Source organism: Ruegeria sp. BE9 (assembly GCF_056538765.1).
This window is the reverse complement of record NZ_JBQFTS010000007.1, coordinates 123,942-144,384: the sequence shown is the minus strand read 5'-3', so window position 1 is coordinate 144,384 and position 20,443 is coordinate 123,942. Positions and strand designations below refer to the sequence as shown.

Sequence of the window (20,443 nt, the reverse complement as noted above, 5' to 3'; positions counted from 1 at the left end):
ATGCTGAAACGCCTGATTGCCCTGCTTATCCTAATTTGCACGCCCGCCGTGGCAGAAGATGAACAGGTCGTGCTGGGTCTGAGTCAGGACCGCGTTGCCATCACTGCAAATTTCGATGGCTCAGAGATCTTGATCTTTGGTGCCGTGAAACGTGAAACGCCAATCCCGGACGGCCCCCCGCTTGAGGTGATCGTGTCGGTTGTCGGACCTTCCAGCCCTGTGGTGGTACGAAGGAAGGCACGCAAACTGGGTATCTGGGTCAATACAGACAGCATTCTAGTGGACCTTGCCCCAAGCTTTTACGCCGTTGCGACAAGCGCGCCGATCAAAGAAATTCTTTCAGACACCGAAGACCTGCGTCACAAGATTTCGATTGAAAACGCTATCAGGTCAGTTGGTGCGTCTATGGATGTTGAAGGCGCACAGGACTTTGCAGAAGCCGTTGTTCGCATCCGCGAGGACGAAGGCCTCTACTCTATCCGCGAGAACACTGTGGCTGTGGACGAGCAAACCCTGTTCAGAACCTCGATCGATATGCCAGCCGACCTGACCGAAGGTGATTACGTGGCGCGTATCTTCCTGACCCGCGGAAAAGCAATCGTTTCGCAATTCGAAACCACAATCGACGTGCGTAAGGTGGGGCTAGAGCGGTTCCTCTATAACATGTCCCGCCAGCAGCCGGTCTGGTACGGTCTGATGTCTCTGGTCATCGCGATTGCGGCCGGTTGGGGCGCATCGACCGCGTTCAGGCTGCTACGCGAGAATTAACCTTTACCCGCGGCCAATATACGGCATCGTCGTGGCCATCACGGTCATGAACTGAACATTGGCTTCGGGGGGCAGGTTAGCCATATGCAGCACCGAGCGTGCAGCATCTTCAACGGCCATAGTGGGATCAGGCTCTTGCCCAGCGGCAATAGCATTGTCGACTAGCCCCTGCACCATTTGAGTGCGAGCATTCCCGATATCGATCTGACCGCAAGCGATGCCAAAGTCCCTCCCGTCCAAAGACAGGCTGCGGGTCAGGCCGGTGATGGCATGCTTCGTGGCCGAGTAATGCACTGAATTCGGACGCGGTACATGGGCGGCAATCGAGCCGTTATTTATAATGCGCCCGCCCTGTGGGGACTGGTGACGCATGGTCTTGAACGCTTCGCGCGCGCTTAGGAACATACCGTTAAGGTTAACGTTGACGCTTTGGTACCAATCCTCCAGCGCGATCTCATCAATGGTGCCACCCGGTGCGAAAATCCCGGCGTTGTTGAACAGTACGTCCAGACGACCCACTTTTTCCTGAAACTCAGTGAACGCCGCCTGCACCGCATCCGCGTCGGTGACATCTGCGACCAGAGGAATCGCGTTTTCGTTGCCCAACGCCATCTTTTGCAACTTGTCCGCACTGCGAGCTAACAAACCTACTGTCCAACCTTCGGCCAGGAAGAGCTCTGCTGCAGCCTGCCCAATGCCCGCGCTCGCGCCGGTTACGATTATGGATTTCATGTTTCCTCGGCCTCCAGTGTCAGCGATGCTGCCGGTACAGCGCGCAGGTCATCTACACGCAGCGGATAAGTAGGTTTCGCCAGACGGTTTCGAACGACCCAGATCAGCCTTTCTTGCGCGCGGGTGATAGCCACATAGGCCAGCCTTTTCCATAAAGGTTGCCCTGCTTCGGTTCGGCCCATTCTCGCAGCGGCGTAAATGTCCGGGGCAAAGACCTGGACGGTGTCCCATTGCGAGCCCTGCGCCTTATGAATGGTCACTGCCGCCCCGTGCAGAAAGGTCGCGCCCATGCGGGCCGCATATGGAATAAAGGGTTCTTCTTCGTCTGGCTTCTCGATTTTAACAATGGATGCAGCACTGACTTGCGGATCTTCGGCACCCATGACGTGCAAGCGCGAGAATCCAGGCTTACGTCCCGGCCCCAGATAGATGACCTGCGCCCCCTTGATCAGTCCACGTGCCTCAAGATCCAGTCTCTTCTTGCGATGCTTCAGTGGAAGCTCGATACCGTCGCAGATCAGCGGTTCACCTTCCAAGAGCTCTGTATCCGGCGCGCCATGAACGTTCCGAAAGGCTTGGATCAGGCGGATACGTGTAGCGTTTCGCCAGACCAGAACCGGGCTTCGGGCCATCAAATCCACTTCGACCCTTTGCCCCCAAACCACGCGATCATCTGTCCGAGCGGTTTGTTCGACTAAACGTTCGAAATCCTCGAACCCCATCTGCGGGTCAGCCAGGGCATGGGCAAGGTCAAGAATTGGGTTATCCGCATCCTGCCGATGAACACGGTGCAGAATCTGTTTGCGCGGCTCAGGCAAAGCTTCAAACACCATGCTGCCAGACTGATTGACCGGGGCCAACTGCGCGGGATCACCAAACAAAAGAAGAGTTGGAAAAATCTCCTGCAGGTCTTCGAATTGCCGATCATCCAGCATTGAGGCTTCATCCACGAACCCGATATCCAAGGGTTCGTCCCGACGCTTCCAGCCAGTGATAAAGTCCGACCCGCGCAACCCAGCCGCAGCCAACGCGCCGGGGATGGACTTGTTGTTCTCGTAGAAAGCCGCAGCACGATCCAGCGCCTCGTCAGTCAATCCTTCGATTTCTGGTCGTTCGTCGTTGCCCGCCAACCACTCTGCGATACGTTCGTACTCGGGGTCGTAAACCGGCGTGTAAAGGATGCGGTGAATGGTCGTGGCCGGCACGCCGCGCAAACGCAAAACGCTGGCCGCCTTGTTGGTGGGCGCAAGAATAGCCAAGCTACGTTTTTCCCGCGCTTTGCGGCTTTCGAAATCCCCCGAGACGATTTGAACGCCCGTCTCGGCCAGGGCTTTGTAAAGCTCTGCCAGTAGCAGAGTCTTGCCCGACCCTGCCTTACCAATGACTGCCATCACGCCGGATTTTCCCGCACCCGGCAGTTTCAACAGGGCATCGTCATCCAGGTCAACACCTGCGGATCTCAGCATCTCTGCGATGCTGTCATACGCGGCTGCCTGATCGTCAGAGAAGGTCACGGGGGGCATAGACATGGCGCGACCCTACAGGGCCGAGCCAGCTATAACCAGAGAGGGATTAAGGTTTTACGCCTCTCAAGCAGACAGGGCGAACCGGTGCTGACGTCCGGTTCCAAACGCAGTCTTAAACCACAGGCGCGACAGTTCCCGCGGGATACCGGCGCGTTCAGCCACGCGGTTACAATCCTCAGCTGAATAGGGCCACAGCCCAACCGAAATTTGATCTCGACCCTGTCCTTGAGACCCCAAAACCACGGGGGACGATCCAATTAGGCGATAGATCCGAATCATACGGGCGTCAAAGACACCGGCAATATGCGTCAGACCAAATCCCTCCATGATCTCACCGCCGCTAAGCATGATCGCCCCTGCGGTGTGCGGACTGGCGGTGCGCGAAAGACAGAAACGGGTGACTTCCCATATCAGGGGACTGCAGACGGGCTTGCCACCGGTCAGATGACCAAAGACCTCATTAATCATAACAGAACCCGTAGTTGGCAGAACACGCATGGAGCCGCCATGGCTGCCATCCTCTTCTTCCCAGATGACGTAGAGCGGGTTCAGATCATCGTACTGATCCCTCTCTTCTCCGTTTTCGTTAACTTGGACATCCCAGCCCAGTCTGGTTTTGAACTGATCCGCGCGATCTCGGAACATGCCGTCCACCAGCTTTGGAAACTTATGCAATTCGTCGGCAAACAAATAGCGCAACATGACATTCTTCCCCTTGTCGTCCTGTGCAAGAACGAAGGGGGTACGAAGTCATGGTTAATTTCCGGTTCGAGGGACGCGCGCCTCTTAAACCACTATTAATCCTCTGCTCAGCGCCGTAGCGATAGCGTGCGTTGTATTCTGTGCACCAAGCTTAGCGCGCGCGCTTTCGATATAGACCCGCAGGGTGTGCTCGGAAATGGACAGCGAATGCGCGACCTGAGCCCGGCTGTAACCCAGCGCCAGCAAGGTCATCGCATCAACTTCACGTGGTGACAGACTGCGCGGCGCATCGGGTTGCCGGTTACGTTCAAATTCAAGCGCCTTGCGATTGAAATAATGGGCAATCAGGATCAACTCTCGACCGTGGCGCTCGATGAAAGCTTTCCAAGCGTCATCGTCGCAGGAATGGTTCACGGTGAATAAAGCGAATTGCCCGTTGGGGCCTCGGATCGGGATCGAGTACCCCTGATTGCCAACTCCATGACTCTGTGCGTCCTGCAAAAAGGCCTTTGCTACTTTGCTAGACCAGTCCAGCGTTTTCCAATCAACCGGATGGAAACGTTGGAAACACCCAAGAATAACCGGATCAATACGATGGTAGTTCAGTTCGCGATACCGTTCCGCCCATGCGTCCGGATAGGTGGTATAACCGTATTGGTCACCAGCACCATCAACCCAGTGGTAAATTAGGTGCTCAATCTGCAGCCTGTCCCGCAGCCGGACTGCAACGGCACTTAATTCTTCAAGCGTGCTGGTGTTTTCCAAGTCCTCCAGGACCCGGCTCATATCGAGTTTTATTCCCATCCGCGGGCGCCCATACCTCAGTCTTCATGGACGCAATCTCGGCTGCGGCGATCAGTTTGGTATCATCCAACTGCTCGGCAAGCGCGATCAGACCGTTCTCAACCGCGAAGGCGTTAAGATCCGACAAAACGTCCAAAATCCACTCATTTTGCGCCATCAAAGTCTCTCCGAAACGGTTAACGAAGGGTTAACACAACCATAGCATGTGCATCTTTTTTCTGGCTATTCACTGCTTTCTACTCCCCCAAAATAGCGAGGCGCACCCCATCAAGCTATTGTAAAAAAACAATTTACATCCAGAAACGCAAACACCCGCGAGTCGGCTGGCCGAATCGCGGGTGCGTCATTTTGCTTTCGAACTGTTAACCGCGAGCGTCCAACACTTCTTCCAGTGTACGCATGCCAGTCCGAGGTGCTTGAACCAGAACAGACATGTTGCCGGGCTTATGCTCATTCCGCATCATCTTCATGTGCGCCTCGGGCAGTTCGCTCCAGGAAAATACTTCGGACATGCAAGGATCGAGACGGCGCTCGACCATTAGCTGGTTCGCTGCAGACGCCTGTTTGAGATGCGCAAAGTGCGAACCCTGCAGGCGTTTCTGGTGCATCCACATGTAACGCACGTCGAAGGTCAGGTTGTATCCAGTCGTTCCGGCACAGATCACAACCATACCGCCTTTTTTCACGACGAAGGTCGAGACCGGGAAAGTGCTTTCGCCGGGGTGTTCGAACACCATATCGACGTTCACGCCTTTGCCGGTGATGTCCCAGATTGCCTTGCCGAATTTGCGGGCCTCTTTGAACCACTCGGCATATTCCGGCGTGTTCACTGTCGGCAGCTGCCCCCAGCAGTTGAAATCTTTGCGGTTCAGAACGCCCTTGGCGCCCAGACCCATTACAAAGTCACGCTTGCTTTCGTCCGAGATAACACCGATCGCGTTTGCACCCGCAGTGTTAATCAGCTGGATCGCATAGGACCCCAGACCGCCCGACGCACCCCAGACCAGAACGTTCTGACCCGGTTTCAGATCATGAGGTTCGTGACCGAAAAGCATACGGTAAGCAGTTGCCAGCGTCAGCGTGTAGCATGCGCTTTCTTCCCAAGTCAGATGCTTGGGGCGCGGCATCAGCTGTTGAGCCTGAACATTGGTGAACTGCGCGAACGAGCCATCGGGGGTCTCATATCCCCAGATGCGCTGCGAATCCGAATACATCGGGTCGCCACCGTTACAGGCTTCGTCGTCGCCGTCATCCTGATTGCAGTGGATCACAACTTCGTCACCGACTTTCCAACGCTTGACCTTGTCACCTACGGCCCAAACGATACCCGACGCATCAGAACCCGCAATGTGGAAAGGTTGACCATGGCCGTCAAAAGGGCTGATCGGTTTACCCAGCGACGCCCAGACGCCGTTGTAGTTAACGCCAGCTGCCATCACCAGAACCAGCACCTCGTGGCTGTCCAGCTTGGGGACATCGACCACTTCCAGCTGCATCGCTGTGTCCGGTTCGCCATGACGCTCTTTGCGGATCGCCCATGCGTACATTTGTTTTGGCACGTACCCCATCGGAGGGATTTCGCCCATCTCATAGAGGTCTTTTTCCGGTGCCTCGTACGACGCGATGCCGTTGTCGGTGTCCAGAGCCATATTGGCCTCCTTTATTTTAACCATTGCCGCGATGCAGAATCGCGTGTCCTAATGGATGAGATATTGGCCAACGAGAAATATTGCAACATATTTTGAGTTCATTTTGTAATTTTATGACCCAGCAGATGCAGAAATTTCCTTTGCAGACGCAGCGAGAACCCGTTCAGCGTCCAAAGGTGCCGAAGCCGCGTAGTACTTTAGTAAGTCAACCCTTTGATCAGACGAGGATAATTTCCCCGCGTCCAGTTTCAGGATGCGCCGATCGACTAACTGGCGGATAGCGGCCTCAATCGCGGATCGCTCCAACGGTACAGAAGTTCCGTTGCGTCGCATGAGTTGGTCGATCAAGGCTATTGCGGTGTCTTCAGGGATCTCCCCCTGCTCGCGCACTAACCAACAGGCAGCAGGTCCGGGAACTAGCGGAATCGCTTTGCCAATCCCATCCATCAGATCGCGCGCGAGATCCGTCATCAGGTTTGCTTCACGGCCTTCGCGGAACGCATTCAGCGAAACCGGCAGACCGTACCGCACCGAAGCAACGCCGAATCGTTGATATCGCCCGACCAGTCGCCGGCCGATCTGCTTGAGTATCCACCATGCAATCACTCCGATCCTGGCGCGAAACCTGCGTTCATTGCCCAATGCGGCCTTGGTCAGGATGGTATCTTCCAATACGCGGTCATAGTTCAGGGCAACCGGAACAAACACAACATCACGCCCATCGGGGCGAGTGGCATCAATGATGTACTTGAGCAACCCGAGCTTTGGCCGGCCCAACGCTCCTGTCAGACTAAGGCCACCTTCGGGAAACATCGCCTGCGTAACACCCGCTTCGGTCGCGTGGCGCACGTAGCAAGCCAACACTTGGCGATACAGTTCGCTCCCTGACTTGCGGCGGATAAAGTACGCGCCCATCGCCCTGATAAGGCGGCTAAGCGGCCAGACCCTCGCCCATTCTCCCACGGCATAAGACAGCGCCGATTGCTGCGCCGCCAGGTAGGTGACCAAGACATAGTCCATGTTACTGCGGTGGTTCATTACGAACACAACCGTCGCGTCTGGGTCGATGCCCTCGATGGCCTTTTCATCCATGTAACTAAGCCGAACGTTGTAAAACGCATTGCTCAGCATGCGGGTCAGGCGAATGGCGATACTGAAATAAGCTACCGCAGAAAAAGACGGGACGATTTCACGCGCATAACGCCGGGCCTGTTCAAAGGCGACCGCCTCAGGAACACCTTCTTCCTGCGCGTGGGCTTGGACTGCAAGACCCACCTGAGGATCGTAGATGAGCCGCTGAATCATATCGTGACGCCGTGCAAGTTTGAACGGCTGGATCGGCCGTTGTAGGCGTTTGTTCACGCGTTTTACAGCACGCTCAAGCCGACGGCGGAAAAACCACCGGACGGACGGAAACAGAAAATGCGAAGCCAACGTGACCGCGGCAAACAGCAGGATCAGCAAAAAAAGCCAAAGCGGAAGTTCCACGGTCTGAGTCATAGCGGCACCCTGCCACCAAACTGTGGCACCTACAATCTGAAGAACCACATATGCCGCGACGCAGCGAATTGACATATCCCGAAAATTGCGCTTTAGAACCCAAGAACGTAATTTTGTTGCCCACACAACTCACGAGGCCCAGCTATGACGCAGACGCAGAAAGATCGCCCTTGGCTCATCCGAACCTATGCCGGTCATTCCACCGCCAAAGCGTCGAACGCGTTGTATCGCGGGAACCTGGCGAAGGGTCAGACAGGCCTGTCCGTGGCCTTCGATTTGCCGACTCAGACCGGTTATGACAGCGACCATACGCTTGCGCGGGGCGAGGTTGGCAAAGTGGGCGTTCCGATCAGCCATCTGGGCGACATGCGAGTTCTGTTCGACCAAATCCCGCTTGAGCAGATGAACACCTCGATGACGATCAACGCGACAGCACCGTGGCTGCTGGCGCTGTATATCGCGGTGGCCGAGGAACAGGGTGCCGATGTCTCTAAACTGCAGGGCACGGTTCAGAACGACCTGATCAAGGAATATCTAAGCCGCGGCACTTACGTGTGCCCGCCGAAGCCATCGCTTAAGATGATCGCGGACGTAGCCGAGTACTGCTACACCAACGTGCCAAAATGGAACCCGATGAACGTGTGTTCCTATCACCTGCAAGAGGCCGGCGCGACACCCGAGCAAGAGCTGGCCTACGCGTTGGCCACTGCCATCGCCGTGTTGGACGAACTGCGCCCGCGCGTCCCTGCTGAAGATTTTCCAGCACTCTGTGGCCGGATTTCCTTCTTTGTGAACGCCGGTATCCGCTTTGTTACCGAAATGTGCAAAATGCGTGCCTTCGTTGATCTTTGGGATGAAATTCTTAAAGACCGCTACGGAGTCGAAGACCCCAAGTTCCGCCGTTTCCGCTATGGCGTTCAGGTGAACTCGCTGGGTTTGACCGAGCAGCAACCGGAAAACAACGTGTACCGCATCTTGATCGAGATGCTGGCCGTAACACTTTCGAAAAAGGCTCGCGCTCGTGCGGTTCAGTTGCCTGCATGGAACGAAGCCCTTGGCCTGCCCCGCCCGTGGGATCAGCAATGGTCGATGCGGATGCAACAGATTTTGGCTTACGAGACCGACCTGCTGGAATACGGCGATCTGTTCGACGGCAACCCCGCAGTCGATGCCAAAGTCGAAGAACTAAAGGAAGGCGCTCGGGCAGAGCTGAGCAATTTGGATTCGATGGGCGGCGCCGTCGCTTCGATTGAATACATGAAATCTCGCCTGGTCGATTCCAATGCCGAGCGACTGAACCGTATCGAACGCAACGAGACCGTCGTTGTTGGCGTAAATAAATGGATCGAAGGCGAGCCATCCCCACTGCAGACCGAGGACGGCGGCATAATGGTCGTCGACCCGGCCGTCGAGCAGGAACAGATCAACCGCCTGAATGAGTGGCGAGCTGAGCGTGACGATGCCGCTGTTGCTGTCGCTCTGGCCGCGCTCCGCGCAGCGGCCCAATCCGGAACCAACGTTATGGAGCCTTCGATTGCCGCCGCCAAGGCCGGTGTCACCACCGGAGAATGGGCCGAGGAAATGCGTAAGGTTTACGGCACATATCGCGGCCCGACCGGCGTTTCAGGCTCGGTTTCGAACAAAACCGAAGGGTTGGATGACTTGCGGGCGGCAGTGGATACCGTAAGCGACAAGTTAGGTCGCCGACTGAAGTTTCTGGTCGGCAAACCAGGTTTGGACGGCCACTCCAACGGAGCCGAGCAGATCGCGTTCCGCGCCCGGGATTGCGGCATGGATATAAGCTATGAAGGCATCCGCCTGACGCCTGAGGAAATCGTATCTGCTGCAATTGAAGACAAAGCCCACGTGATCGGCTTGTCGATCCTGTCCGGCAGCCATATCCCTCTGGTCGAGGATGTTATGGCGCGCTTGAGCGAAGCAGGGTTGGACAATGTCCCCGTGGTTGTCGGGGGAATTATCCCGGATGAAGATGCGGCGAAGCTCACAGCAATGGGTGTGGCGAAAATCTATACGCCCAAGAACTTCGAGCTAAATTCCATAATGGGCGACATTGTTACTCTGGTAGATCCACAAAACATGGCCGCTCAATAACAATCGCATTACTTCGGAACATTCCGCATCTATCCCTTTCACTAAAGGGATAGATAAAAACCGCTTTAAGAATTACGGTGGGTTATTGCGCCCACTCGTGGCGATTTACGGAATGGAGAATACCGATGGCGATCAGCCTAGATAAAATGTCGCGCAAAGAGCTGTTGGATTTGCGCGACCAAATAGAAAAGGCGCTGAAAACCGCCGAAAAACGCGAAAGAAAAGAAGCGCTGAAGGCCGCTGAAAAAGCTGCCGCTGAATTCGGATTCTCGCTTTCGGAATTGGCCACCGGCGGCAACGGATCTGGCAAGATACAGAAATCACAGGCAAAATATAAAAACCCATCCAATCCTGAACAGACTTGGTCGGGGCGGGGCCGTAAACCTCAATGGGTCCACGATGCCCTAAAAGCCGGTGCGGATATATCTGATTTAGAAATCTGATGGGAATTGGATTGAAATGACAATTCATATTGGTGCCCAAAAAGGCGAAATCGCCGAAACCGTTCTATTACCCGGCGACCCCTATCGCGCGAAATGGGCCGCGGAAACGTTTTTGGAAGATGTCAAACTGGTCAATAACGTGCGCGGTATGCTGGGGTTTACTGGCAAATGGCGCGGAAATCCTGTCTCAATCCAAGGCAGCGGTATGGGTATGCCATCCCTGTCGATTTATGTGAATGAGCTGATCCGCGACTATGGTGCCAAGACTCTGATCCGTATCGGTTCGTGCGGCGGAATGCAGGACGACATCAATGTGCGCGACGTCATTCTTGCCATGACGTCGACAACACTCAGCACCCCGTCACGCGGCATCATGAAAGAACTGAACTTTGCCCCATGTGCTGATTGGGGTCTGCTACAGGCGGCAGCGACGGCAGCAGCAGCCAAGGGTACACCAACCCATATCGGCGGCATCTATTCGTCGGACGTTTTCTATGATGAGCGCCCTGATCTGAACGAACAGATGGTTCGGCATGGCATTCTAGGGGTCGAGATGGAAGCTGCAGAGCTCTACATACTGGCCGCGCGCCACAAGTGTCGGGCCCTGGCTGTTCTCACTGTTTCCGACCATCTTTTAACCGGAGAGGCCCTACCCTCTGCTGAACGCGAGAGCAGCTTTGGTGACATGGTGGAAATTGCACTGCAGTCCGCGTTTCCAGATTCGGTATAACACCTGACAGGGCGATAGTTCGCCCTGCTCTACTTGGAATTTCCCTTCAGGCAATCGGTCGGACTATCATCACCTTCCTGTTGCGCACCGCAAAACGCACAGATCCAAAGGCCCTCTTTTCGATGCTGCCGCCAGCGGCAATCCCGGGTCAAAGAAGACGTGCGCGACCGCCAAAACAAGTAGGCAAACACCCCTGCGGCCAAAAGAAGTAACAAAACGGGCATGCTTGTGCATTGCCCGTTCTGTTCCGATTTTGCAAGTCAGGTGTGTTTAGATCAGGCCGCGTTCGCGTACTCGAACAATTCCGGTTCACGCTGTGTTTCAACCTGATGAGCTTCTGGGGTGTAGTAGGCCCAAGCCTGTTCCAGAAGTTCCAGCGCCTCAGCTGCTTTTGGTTTTATTTCAGTGTTTTGTGTCTGCATCGGAGCGATTCCGTTTCGGTTCAATCACTCCTCCCTGCTCGAAACTTAGCCCCGAACAGGGAAGGCTGCATTACACAAATTCGCATCCTCGCCATGCAATCAATGCAAGGCAAAACACGTCTTTCGCATAGCTAATTTTAGACCGAGCGCTCGACCATCATCTTTTTGATTTCAGCGATCGCCTTGGCCGGGTTCAGACCTTTTGGACAGGTCTTGGCACAGTTCATGATCGTGTGGCAGCGATACAGTTTGAACGGATCTTCCAATTCATCCAGACGCTCACCTGTGGCTTCGTCCCGGCTATCGATAATCCAGCGATATGCATGAAGCAGAGCTGCGGGTCCAAGATACCGGTCGCCATTCCACCAATAGCTCGGGCAAGAGGTCGAGCAACTGGCGCACATCACACATTCATAAAGACCATCCAGTTTCTTGCGATCTTCGATGGATTGCTTCCATTCTTTCGCAGGACGGTTTGTCTTAGTTTCCAACCACGGCATGATACTGGCGTGCTGAGCATAGAAGTGCGTCAGATCGGGGATAAGGTCTTTGACCACGGGCATGTGCGGCAGTGGGTAGATTTTGACGTCCCCCTTGATCTCGTCCATTCCGTAGATACAGGCCAGCGTGTTGATGCCGTCGATATTCATTGCGCATGACCCGCAAATACCTTCGCGGCAAGACCGCCGGAACGTCAGGGTCGGATCAATCTCATTCTTGATCTTGATGAGCGCGTCCAGAACCATCGGACCGCAGCTGTCCATATCCACATAATAGGTATCCACCCGAGGGTTTTGCCCATCTTCGGGATTCCAGCGGTAAATCTGGAATTTACGTACATTGCTGGCGCCATCTGGCTTGGGCCAAGTTTTGCCCGTAGTGATACGGGAATTTTTGGGAAGGGTCAGTTGAACCATGTGCCTGAAATTCCTTGGTCTACTTGCGCGCAACTTGCCCTAAAAACCGCAGGAATACAATGCGACATTCAATCGTATACCGTGGTATTCACGACTTTTCTCTTCGAAGTTTGCGCAATTGACGGGTAGTTCGCCTGACAATCTTGTTGTGATACTTCGGAACGATCATTCTTGCAGCATCGGCCGAGCTTGCATACTCGGTAAGTTCGGGCCTGGTCTTCGTTCCCTTTTTGACGAACAGCATAAGATTCTGTTTGAACCAGTCCATTACCACCGCGTCTGTCCACAGGTTGGGCCGGAATGCATCGTAGAAATCATAACCTTGTACATCGAACAGGTTAGCCCAGTAATCCTGCCATTGTTCATTCTTGTGTCCCGTGCCCCCCTGTCCTGCAATGGCCGCCGAAAACAGGACACAATCAGACAAACGCGTCAGGTCCGCGACAAAACTTTCGGCGCGAGCGGGTTCAAGATGTTCTGCGACTTCGGTGCTAACGCAAAGATCAAACCTGCGATCCAAAGAGAATGGGCGTTCCAGATCCGCCCGAACCAAGGCGTCAGCAGAAAACTTGATGGCCGAGTCTTCTAGCCAGTCACCTTCAACACCACAGACCTCACGGTCATGGTTTTCAAACTCGGACAACAAATACCCAACTCCGCATCCGACATCGATGACCGACTTCGCGTCCAGGAATCTGTCACATAAACCGAAAATTCTCTGCGCCGAGTGAACGCGAGGCTCTTCCTGGCGGATATGGCCTTTGTGAAGACCTTTATATAACTTGCCCGCGTCCATATCCGCACACCCTGAATTGTGGCTGTTCTATCAAAACTGTATACTACTTTGACAGGCATTATCGGCAACTCGAAACCAACAAAAAAGCGGAGCAGTTACATGTCACTTGCAGTCGTGACCATGGTCTATGATGACTACGAGTTCTTGCCGATTTGGGTTCAGTACTGGTCCCAACATGTAGACAAAAAATGCATGTACGTCATCGTCCACGGCAACAATCGCAGACTTCGACGCATGGCGCGGGGTTGCAATGTGATTGAGATGCACAGACCACCGCCGTATCGTCATATGGAAAACGATCGCTGGCGTATGTTGAGCCACTTCGTGAGTTCTTTGACCGTCATGCATGACTCCGCCCTCTACACTGACGTTGATGAAATCATCACGCTGGACCCCAAGGTCGGAACGGACATCAGCACCTATATCCTGACTCGCGAAGCCGACGTGACTGCGTCTTACGGACTTGAAATCATTCACCGAGAAGATCAGGAACCCGATGGTTTTGACCCTGAAAAAGGCGTTTTGGATCAACGTGGGCTGGTGCGTGTAAATACAAGTTTTGGCAAACCAAGTATGGTAAAAGCACCCATTTCGTGGAGACGAGGCGGCCACTTTGCCTATAGCGAAGACATCCTTTTCGACACCAATCTGGTCGCGTTTCACCTGAGGTATTTTGACATCCCTCTGTTTAGATCACGCGCGGTTCGTCGGCGCAAAACAACCAAAGCTCCGAAGGGAAAAAACAATACGCCGGCCCGTGCCTGGAGAGGATCGGATCAAGGCATTGAAGACATGGTTGCGAGCCTACACAAAATGCCAATCGCAGGCCCTTTGACCGAGGATCGCTCTGGCTATCTTGCGAGTATTGAACAAAGCAAAAACCTGATCACCGAAAATGGCATTACATTTACCAAGCACAAAGTGCATGCGTCGGCGGAGCTGTTTCAATTGCCGGAGCGATTCAAAGGATTGTTTTGAATAGGTTGGGATCAGACTAAAAAAACCCACGCGATTGACATGAAATCGCGTGGGTTTTTCTTTTTAAGCGCGAATTAAAGGCGCGGCGTTTGATTAGAATGTCCGCGCCTTGGGTGCGATCTTTTTAAGGCTAATGCCGCCTTCATCTTCGTTTGTCAGCGGATCGACAATCACAGGGCGATAGCTGAGATCAACCTTATTACCCTCAACCCGCGAAACAGTGTGAACGCGCCAGTTTTCGTCGTCGCGTTCTGAGAAATCCTCATGCGCATGCGCGCCACGAGATTCCTTACGTGCCTCTGCCCCAACGATAGTTGCCAAAGCACTCGGCATCAGGTTGGTGAGCTCCAGAGACTCCATCAGGTCACTGTTCCAAACCAAAGAGCGGTCGGTGACTTTCAGGTCGTCCATCTTGGCGGCAATCGCGGTCATCTTTTCGACGCCTTCGGCCATGGTTTTCGCAGTACGGAACACAGCCGCATCAGCTTGCATGGTCTTCTGCATCTCTAGGCGCAGATCGGCGGTTGGGATTGATCCACTCGCGTTGCGTATAGCGTCAAACCGGTCGAAGGCCTTATCGACCGAGGCTTGGTTCAGCACTGGGTTCGGAGCATCGGCATCAACAACTTTGCCCGCGCGGATCGCTGCGGCTCGACCGAACACAACAAGGTCAATCAGAGAGTTGGATCCCAAACGGTTCGCCCCGTGGACCGAAGCACACCCAGCCTCACCCACAGCCATCAAGCCCGGCACGACAGCGGTCGGGTCTTCGGCGGTTGGGTTCAGAACCTCACCCCAATAGTTCGTCGGAATACCGCCCATGTTGTAGTGAACGGTCGGCAGAACCGGGATCGGCTCTTTGGTAACATCAACACCTGCAAAAACGCGCGCAGATTCCGAGATACCCGGAAGACGTTCTGCCAGAGCCTCAGCCGGCAGGTGGCTGAGGTTCAGGTGAATGTGATCACCATTTTCACCATGGCCACGGCCTTCGCGGATTTCCATGGTCATCGATCGCGAGACGTAGTCACGCGGCGCCAAGTCTTTGTACTGGGGCGCATAACGCTCCATAAACCGTTCGCCTTCAGAGTTAGTCAGGTAACCACCCTCACCGCGCGCACCTTCGGTGATCAGGCAGCCCGAGCCATAGATGCCGGTTGGGTGGAACTGGACGAATTCCATATCCTGAAGTGCCAGACCCGCACGGGCCACCATGCCACCACCGTCGCCGGTGCAAGTGTGGGCCGAAGTCGCGCTGAAATAAGCGCGGCCGTAACCGCCAGTCGCCAGCACAACCATCTTGGCGTTGAAGACGTGCATTGTACCGTCGTCCAGCTTCCAGCAGACAACACCTTGGCATTGACCATCGTCCGACATGACCAGATCGATAGCGAAGTACTCGATATAAAATTCAGCGTTATTCTTCAGCGATTGACCATAGAGCGTGTGCAGAATCGCGTGACCGGTCCGGTCAGCAGCCGCACAGGTCCGCTGCACCGCTGGGCCTTCGCCGAATTCGGTGGTGTGACCGCCGAACGGGCGCTGATAGATTTTGCCTTCTTCAGTTCGGCTGAAGGGAACGCCGTAGTGCTCCAACTCATATACAGCCTTAGGAGCTTCGCGAGCGAGATATTCCATCGCATCGGTATCACCCAGCCAGTCCGAGCCTTTAACAGTGTCATACATGTGCCACTGCCAGTGATCAGGACCCATGTTGGACAGAGACGCGGCAATGCCACCCTGTGCGGCCACGGTGTGCGAACGCGTCGGGAAAACCTTGGTCACACAAGCGGTGCGCAGCCCTTGTTCAGCCATGCCCAGAGTAGCGCGCAGACCCGCCCCACCGGCACCGACAACGACCACGTCATATTCGTGTGTTTCGTATTCGTATGCAGCCATTTGTTTCAGCTCCGGGAATTAAAGGGCAATGCGTGCGATGGCGAAAACGCCAGCGGCAGCCGCGCCGTAAGACAAGCAGATGGTCAGGATGATCAGCACTTTTTCCATGGTGCCGTGGACATAGTCCTCAAGCATCACCTGAGCACCTTCAGCAAAGTGTTTGAAGCCGATCACAAGCGTCAGCGCTGCAACGATGGCCGGGAATGGGCGAGAATAATAATCCAGCACCACATCATAGGGCTGCCCCAACACCGGGCCAAACGTGAAGATGAACAACGGAACGAGGATCAGCAAAGCCACCGAGCTGACCTTCATTCGCCAGAAATGTGCCGTTCCAGCTTTGGCCGATCCCAGGCCCGCGGCGCGTTTGCGATCTGTCAGATAACGCATATCAGACCTCCTTTAGGCGACAACAAGCAGGGTAAGTAGGGTCAGGACAACCGAACCGATCACAACTGCCCAACCCAGCTTAGTCGCTGTGGGAATGTCCAGACCAATCGCACTGTCCCAGATCAGATGCCGAACGCCAGCAAGGGTATGGTACCAAATTCCCCAAAGCGACAAGGTCATCACGAGATCACCTAGAACCGAGGTCAGCCACCAATTCGCACGCGCGAAGGCCTCAGGCGAAGTCGCAGCGGCCAGAAACCACCATACAATCAGAAGGGCTGCCACAATCATGGCGTTCCCGGTGATGCGCGTCAGGATGGATGTGACCGAGGTCAGCTGAGGACGATAGATCGACAGGTGCGGCGATAACGGGCGATTGCCCCGATTAACATCGGCCATGGCGGCTCCTTTTCGGTTGGCTTCCGAAGGTTTTACCTTTTTTTGGCCTTCTGTCACGTGCTGCAGATGCAAAAAAGCCGATAATTGGCGCAAAAACACGGATATTCCACAAATGTGATCACACAAAATAATGTCGTGATCACAAATAAATTTATTCCGTTCTGATGTTAGCGCCTTGAGGACGAATCTCTGAAGTCGTTACTCCAACTCAGCGGTTTGCTGGGTAACTTCTCGCAGCAGTTTCTTGCGGATTCGCTCAGGGTAATCGGCAAAACCCGTGGCGGAAACAACAAAAGCACCTTCGCCCACGATAACGTTTTCAAAGAAGTAAGCGGTCAGATCCGGCTCACTTTCCTCAATCGCAATTGCATTCACCGTCACGCCCTGCTTACGCAATGTCGCATGCAGTTCCGAAGGCTCTATACCTTCATTAGATACGCCATCGCCGGAGATATCTATGAGATGACGCTTACACTCGGAAACGGCGTCAAAACTCGACACCGTCATTTCCAATGCCTCACCAATTGCGGTTGAGAAGTTGCGCCAAACCCTGGGATCGTTGGCCACCCGATCCGCAAACTTATCCAATGCCTCGAAACTATCGATGTTGGTCCAAGGTATCGTGACCTTTTGACGAGAAGCACCCGTCCACTGAACCAACATCAAACGCGCTTGTCCGCGCAAAAGGGCTTCGGACACGATTGGATCACGCAGTCCGGCAGCCAGCCCATCCATCTGAATCCTATACTCGGTCGAGTCGACGGAACCGGACACGTCCACCGCCAAAGCCAAAGCAAGGTCACACGCCGCAGCAGGCGGCGTTAGACAGAGAAAAGCAGCGAGTGAGCGACACAAGACCATGAACGCAGCCTAACATGGATGTCGCGCGCTGCGTTCAAATGAATGTGGGTCATTGTTTCAGATTGGCATCAAAGCCCAGTAGTCCAGATCCAAGAGAACGTTGGACAGGTATTTTCCATCCGCGTTTTTCAATTCAAATGGCTCGCCGCCTTTGGTTGCAACCAGCCGTAGTCGGATAGCACCCACACCCGGCACGCCGGTTTCAGCTTTATCCAACACCTCGGACCAAGCCTTAATCGTGTCGCCCGAGAAGCACGGGTTGGCATGGGCCCCACCATTGAGGCCGACGATCATCTGAGCATTGGCCAGCCCATTGAACGACAAAGCGCGCGCCATCGAGATCACGTGACCACCATAAATCAACCGACCATCTGGGCGGAAGGTCAGGTCAAAATGCACCTTGGCCGTGTTTTGCCATAGGCGCGTGGCGAGCATATGTTCGGCCTCTTCTACGGTGACACCATCGACATGGTCGATAGTTTCTCCGATCTCGTAATCGCCCCAGCGATGCGATTCACCAGATTGAACAAAGCTATAGTTTGAGAAATCGAGCCCCTCAGGCACTACCAGATCGCTCGGATCGAGCACCTTTTTCAATTCGGGCACAACCGTCTTGGGCGCAGGGGCGTCGATGTCCGACTTACGCACCATCACCCAACGCACATACTCGATAACCACTTCATCGCGTTGGTTCAGACCGCGTGTGCGAACCCAGACCACGCCGGTCTTGCCGTTCGAATTCTGCTTGACCCCGATCACCTCGGACTCAGAGCGCAGCGTATCGCCGGAATAGACAGGCTTCAGCCACCGCCCTTCGGCGTACCCGAGGTTGGCGACCGCGTTCAGTGAGATATCGGGGACTGTTTTACCGAACACCACGTGGAACGCCGCAAGATCGTCAATCGGGCTTTGTGGCAGGCCACAAACCCGGGCGAACTCATCCGAGGAATAGAGTGCATGACGCGCTGGATAGAGAGCGTGATACAACGCACGCTCACCATCAGTTACAGTGCGCGGTACTGCGTGATGCAGCACTTGCCCAACAGAATAATCCTCAAAAAAGCGGCCCGGATTTGTCTTTGCCATTATTGCTGTCCCAGTTTCATTTCGGGGGAATAGTCGGCCTCGACCTCTTTGGTCACGGCCTGCGCACAACGCATCACGCCGTTGCCCGCGTCATAGGCATAGGATGGGTCGCCATACAGCTCCCACCCTTTGGCCAGTGCTTCTGAGATCTTGTGACAGAAGGCTGATGTGTCTTCCTCGGTCAAAAGACGATAGAGTTTTGACATCTTATCCGATCCTTACGACGGGAATGGGGACGGACCGACCAGCCCGTGGATATAGCCAATCACGCCCAGCAGCACGATCGAGGCGACGAAGAACATCGCATCCTTGCCGTAGGTGCCGGGTTCGCCGGGCGTCCAGTCGGGTTCCGATTTGTTGATCACGATGACCTCGACCACAGCCCAAGCCAGCAACCCTCCGAACAGGATGATCGAGGCAAGATCGCCATTCACCAGCAGATGTGCGAAGGCCCACAGCTTGAAACCGCCCAGCATCGGGTGACGTAGCTTGTTCAACAGACGGCCCTTGGTGCCTGCGGGGCTCATCATGAAGATCGCGATCAACACCAACAGGTTATTGACGTGGATCAGGAAGGTCGGCGGCGCCCAAACATACACAAAATCGGTCATGCGATAGCCGAAGATCATCAGCAAAATCGCCGCTACCAGAGCCAGCGCTACCGCGCCCTTGCCACCGTCGCCCATCGCCGCACGCTGCGCCGGCATCACACGTTTGAAAAGGTGGGCGGCCCACCAAAGCGCCACCCCAAGGATTAGAAGAACAAAGCCCATGCTGGCTTACCCCGCTTGCAAAGCTGAAATCGCCTCCGCTTTTGCCAGAATTTCACGGGCAGTTACAACATGCAGGTTTTCAACGATTTTACCATCGACCACTGCAACACCCTGCCCTTGAGACTCAACCTCTTCAAAGGCTGCAATCTGGCGACGGGCCAAGTCAATCTCCGTATCCGACGGGGCATAAGCTTCATTAGTGATATCCACTTGTGCCGGGTGGATCAGCGTCTTGCCATCAAAACCCATGTCGCGGCCCTGTTCGCATTCGGCAGCCAGACCTTCGCCGTCTTTAAACGCATTATAGACGCCGTCGACGATGATCAGACCTTCGGCCTTTGCGGCCAGCAAACACAGCCCCAATGAAGTCATCATCGGAAGACGATCCGAGCGGAAGCGAGTCTGTAGTTCTTTAGCCAGATCGTTGGTTCCCATCACAAATCCGGCCATCAACGGGTGGGCTGCGATCTCGGTTGCATTTAGCATACCGCGCGGCGTTTCCATCATCGCCCAGATGGGCATGTCACCTGTGATCGCCGCCAAGGCATCAACGTCAGCGGCGGAATTCACCTTGGGCAACAGAACGACATCGGCATCCATTTCGCGCACGGCCTCTGCGTCCGCCTTGCCCCATTCAGTATCCAGCCCATTGATGCGCACGATCTTGACCCGCGAACCGTAACCCCCCGTTGCCAGGGCAGCCTTAAGCGTTTCGCGTGCATTAGCCTTTTCATCGGCGGAAACCGCATCTTCGAGGTCGAAGATGATAGCATCCACCGGCAAGGTTCGAGCCTTATCCAGCGCCCGGTCACGCGAGCCGGGAATATAGAGTACGGAACGATAGGGGCGCTGACGGGGGTCCATTGGCCTCTCCCTTTGTAAGAATGTTGCGCGGAATGGGCCATTTTTTATCGGAAAGTTCAAGAGGAAAATTGCCGCAATGCAGCATGCGTGAC

The 20,443-nt window shown here is 54.8% G+C and carries 23 protein-coding genes; 5 read left to right on the top strand and 18 right to left on the bottom strand.

The genetic code is table 11. The annotated features are described in order from the left end of the window. On the top strand, positions 1-768 hold the full coding sequence (locus ACR0EO_RS17700; RefSeq protein ID WP_480692015.1) for a TIGR02186 family protein: 768 nt from the start codon (positions 1-3) through the stop codon (positions 766-768). A gap of 3 nt (positions 769-771) precedes the next feature. On the opposite strand, the gene ACR0EO_RS17695 is transcribed toward ACR0EO_RS17700, so the two are convergent. The 7 genes from ACR0EO_RS17695 to ACR0EO_RS17665 form a co-directional block, all read right to left on the bottom strand. Continuing rightward, entirely contained in the window at positions 772-1,500 is a 729-nt protein-coding gene (locus ACR0EO_RS17695; RefSeq protein WP_480692013.1) for an SDR family oxidoreductase, read from the bottom strand. Then, positions 1,497-3,029 carry an ATP-dependent DNA helicase gene (locus ACR0EO_RS17690; RefSeq protein WP_480692011.1) on the bottom strand — a complete coding sequence of 511 codons (1,533 nt, stop codon included), beginning with the start codon at positions 3,027-3,029 and terminating at the stop codon, positions 1,497-1,499. Before ACR0EO_RS17690 ends, ACR0EO_RS17695 begins: the two co-directional genes overlap by 4 nt. 60 nt (positions 3,030-3,089) lie before the next feature. Beyond that, positions 3,090-3,728, bottom strand: coding sequence for an acyl-homoserine-lactone synthase (locus tag ACR0EO_RS17685; protein ID WP_480692009.1), 639 nt, complete (start codon positions 3,726-3,728; stop codon positions 3,090-3,092). An 84-nt stretch (positions 3,729-3,812) separates the two neighbouring features. Then, the gene (locus tag ACR0EO_RS17680; protein ID WP_480692008.1) at positions 3,813-4,532 is read right to left on the bottom strand and encodes a helix-turn-helix transcriptional regulator; all 720 of its coding nucleotides are present in this window, start codon (positions 4,530-4,532) and stop codon (positions 3,813-3,815) included. After that, a complete protein-coding gene (locus ACR0EO_RS17675; protein ID WP_480692006.1) occupies positions 4,471-4,689 on the bottom strand; it encodes a hypothetical protein in 219 nt (72 codons plus the stop codon). The genes ACR0EO_RS17680 and ACR0EO_RS17675 overlap by 62 nt, the downstream gene beginning before the upstream one ends. 205 nt (positions 4,690-4,894) lie before the next feature. Continuing rightward, entirely contained in the window at positions 4,895-6,181 is a 1,287-nt protein-coding gene (gene ccrA / locus ACR0EO_RS17670; protein WP_480692004.1) for a crotonyl-CoA carboxylase/reductase, read from the bottom strand. Between the two features lie 111 nt (positions 6,182-6,292). Beyond that, positions 6,293-7,681, bottom strand: coding sequence for a 1-acyl-sn-glycerol-3-phosphate acyltransferase (locus ACR0EO_RS17665; protein WP_480692003.1), 1,389 nt, complete (start codon positions 7,679-7,681; stop codon positions 6,293-6,295). A 144-nt stretch (positions 7,682-7,825) separates the two neighbouring features. Between ACR0EO_RS17665 and ACR0EO_RS17660 the strand changes: the two genes are divergently transcribed. The 3 genes from ACR0EO_RS17660 to deoD all read left to right on the top strand — a co-directional run bounded on the left by ACR0EO_RS17660 (position 7,826) and on the right by deoD (position 10,966). Next, positions 7,826-9,793 carry a protein meaA gene (locus ACR0EO_RS17660; RefSeq protein ID WP_480692001.1) on the top strand — a complete coding sequence of 656 codons (1,968 nt, stop codon included), beginning with the start codon at positions 7,826-7,828 and terminating at the stop codon, positions 9,791-9,793. Positions 9,794-9,918: 125 nt separating this feature from the next. Continuing rightward, positions 9,919-10,236: an H-NS histone family protein gene (locus ACR0EO_RS17655; protein ID WP_480692226.1), complete on the top strand. Its 318-nt coding sequence runs from the start codon at positions 9,919-9,921 to the stop codon at positions 10,234-10,236. Positions 10,237-10,252: 16 nt separating this feature from the next. Then, on the top strand, positions 10,253-10,966 hold the full coding sequence (gene deoD, locus ACR0EO_RS17650) for a purine-nucleoside phosphorylase (RefSeq protein WP_480691999.1): 714 nt from the start codon (positions 10,253-10,255) through the stop codon (positions 10,964-10,966). A 275-nt stretch (positions 10,967-11,241) separates the two neighbouring features. On the opposite strand, the gene ACR0EO_RS17645 is transcribed toward deoD, so the two are convergent. From ACR0EO_RS17645 to ACR0EO_RS17635, 3 genes are all read right to left on the bottom strand, one after another. Continuing rightward, positions 11,242-11,412, bottom strand: coding sequence for a hypothetical protein (locus ACR0EO_RS17645; protein ID WP_480691997.1), 171 nt, complete (start codon positions 11,410-11,412; stop codon positions 11,242-11,244). A 113-nt stretch (positions 11,413-11,525) separates the two neighbouring features. Then, the gene (locus ACR0EO_RS17640) at positions 11,526-12,305 is read right to left on the bottom strand and encodes a succinate dehydrogenase iron-sulfur subunit (RefSeq protein ID WP_480691995.1); all 780 of its coding nucleotides are present in this window, start codon (positions 12,303-12,305) and stop codon (positions 11,526-11,528) included. An 88-nt stretch (positions 12,306-12,393) separates the two neighbouring features. Then, positions 12,394-13,101 carry a class I SAM-dependent methyltransferase gene (locus ACR0EO_RS17635; RefSeq protein ID WP_480691993.1) on the bottom strand — a complete coding sequence of 236 codons (708 nt, stop codon included), beginning with the start codon at positions 13,099-13,101 and terminating at the stop codon, positions 12,394-12,396. A gap of 99 nt (positions 13,102-13,200) precedes the next feature. Between ACR0EO_RS17635 and ACR0EO_RS17630 the strand changes: the two genes are divergently transcribed. Next, positions 13,201-14,079, top strand: a complete 879-nt coding sequence (locus ACR0EO_RS17630; protein ID WP_480691991.1) for a hypothetical protein — start codon at positions 13,201-13,203, stop codon at positions 14,077-14,079. A gap of 93 nt (positions 14,080-14,172) precedes the next feature. Here the strand turns inward: ACR0EO_RS17630 and sdhA are convergent, their stop codons facing one another. The 8 genes from sdhA to ACR0EO_RS17590 form a co-directional block, all read right to left on the bottom strand. After that, a complete protein-coding gene (gene sdhA / locus ACR0EO_RS17625) occupies positions 14,173-15,978 on the bottom strand; it encodes a succinate dehydrogenase flavoprotein subunit (protein ID WP_480691989.1) in 1,806 nt (601 codons plus the stop codon). A gap of 18 nt (positions 15,979-15,996) precedes the next feature. Further along, a complete protein-coding gene (gene sdhD, locus ACR0EO_RS17620; protein WP_480691988.1) occupies positions 15,997-16,368 on the bottom strand; it encodes a succinate dehydrogenase, hydrophobic membrane anchor protein in 372 nt (123 codons plus the stop codon). A 12-nt stretch (positions 16,369-16,380) separates the two neighbouring features. Next, positions 16,381-16,767 (bottom strand): succinate dehydrogenase, cytochrome b556 subunit, encoded by a 387-nt coding sequence (gene sdhC, locus ACR0EO_RS17615; protein ID WP_480691986.1) that lies wholly within the window; start codon positions 16,765-16,767, stop codon positions 16,381-16,383. Between the two features lie 198 nt (positions 16,768-16,965). Beyond that, positions 16,966-17,628, bottom strand: coding sequence for a DUF1194 domain-containing protein (locus tag ACR0EO_RS17610; protein WP_480691984.1), 663 nt, complete (start codon positions 17,626-17,628; stop codon positions 16,966-16,968). A 57-nt stretch (positions 17,629-17,685) separates the two neighbouring features. Beyond that, on the bottom strand, positions 17,686-18,714 hold the full coding sequence (locus ACR0EO_RS17605; RefSeq protein WP_480691982.1) for a MaoC family dehydratase: 1,029 nt from the start codon (positions 18,712-18,714) through the stop codon (positions 17,686-17,688). Then, positions 18,714-18,920, bottom strand: coding sequence for a DUF1737 domain-containing protein (locus ACR0EO_RS17600; RefSeq protein ID WP_480691980.1), 207 nt, complete (start codon positions 18,918-18,920; stop codon positions 18,714-18,716). Before ACR0EO_RS17600 ends, ACR0EO_RS17605 begins: the two co-directional genes overlap by 1 nt. Positions 18,921-18,932: 12 nt before the next feature. After that, positions 18,933-19,487 (bottom strand): NnrU family protein, encoded by a 555-nt coding sequence (locus ACR0EO_RS17595; RefSeq protein ID WP_480691978.1) that lies wholly within the window; start codon positions 19,485-19,487, stop codon positions 18,933-18,935. A 6-nt stretch (positions 19,488-19,493) separates the two neighbouring features. Then, entirely contained in the window at positions 19,494-20,351 is an 858-nt protein-coding gene (locus tag ACR0EO_RS17590) for an HpcH/HpaI aldolase/citrate lyase family protein (protein ID WP_480691976.1), read from the bottom strand. Positions 20,352-20,443 lie beyond the last annotated feature (92 nt).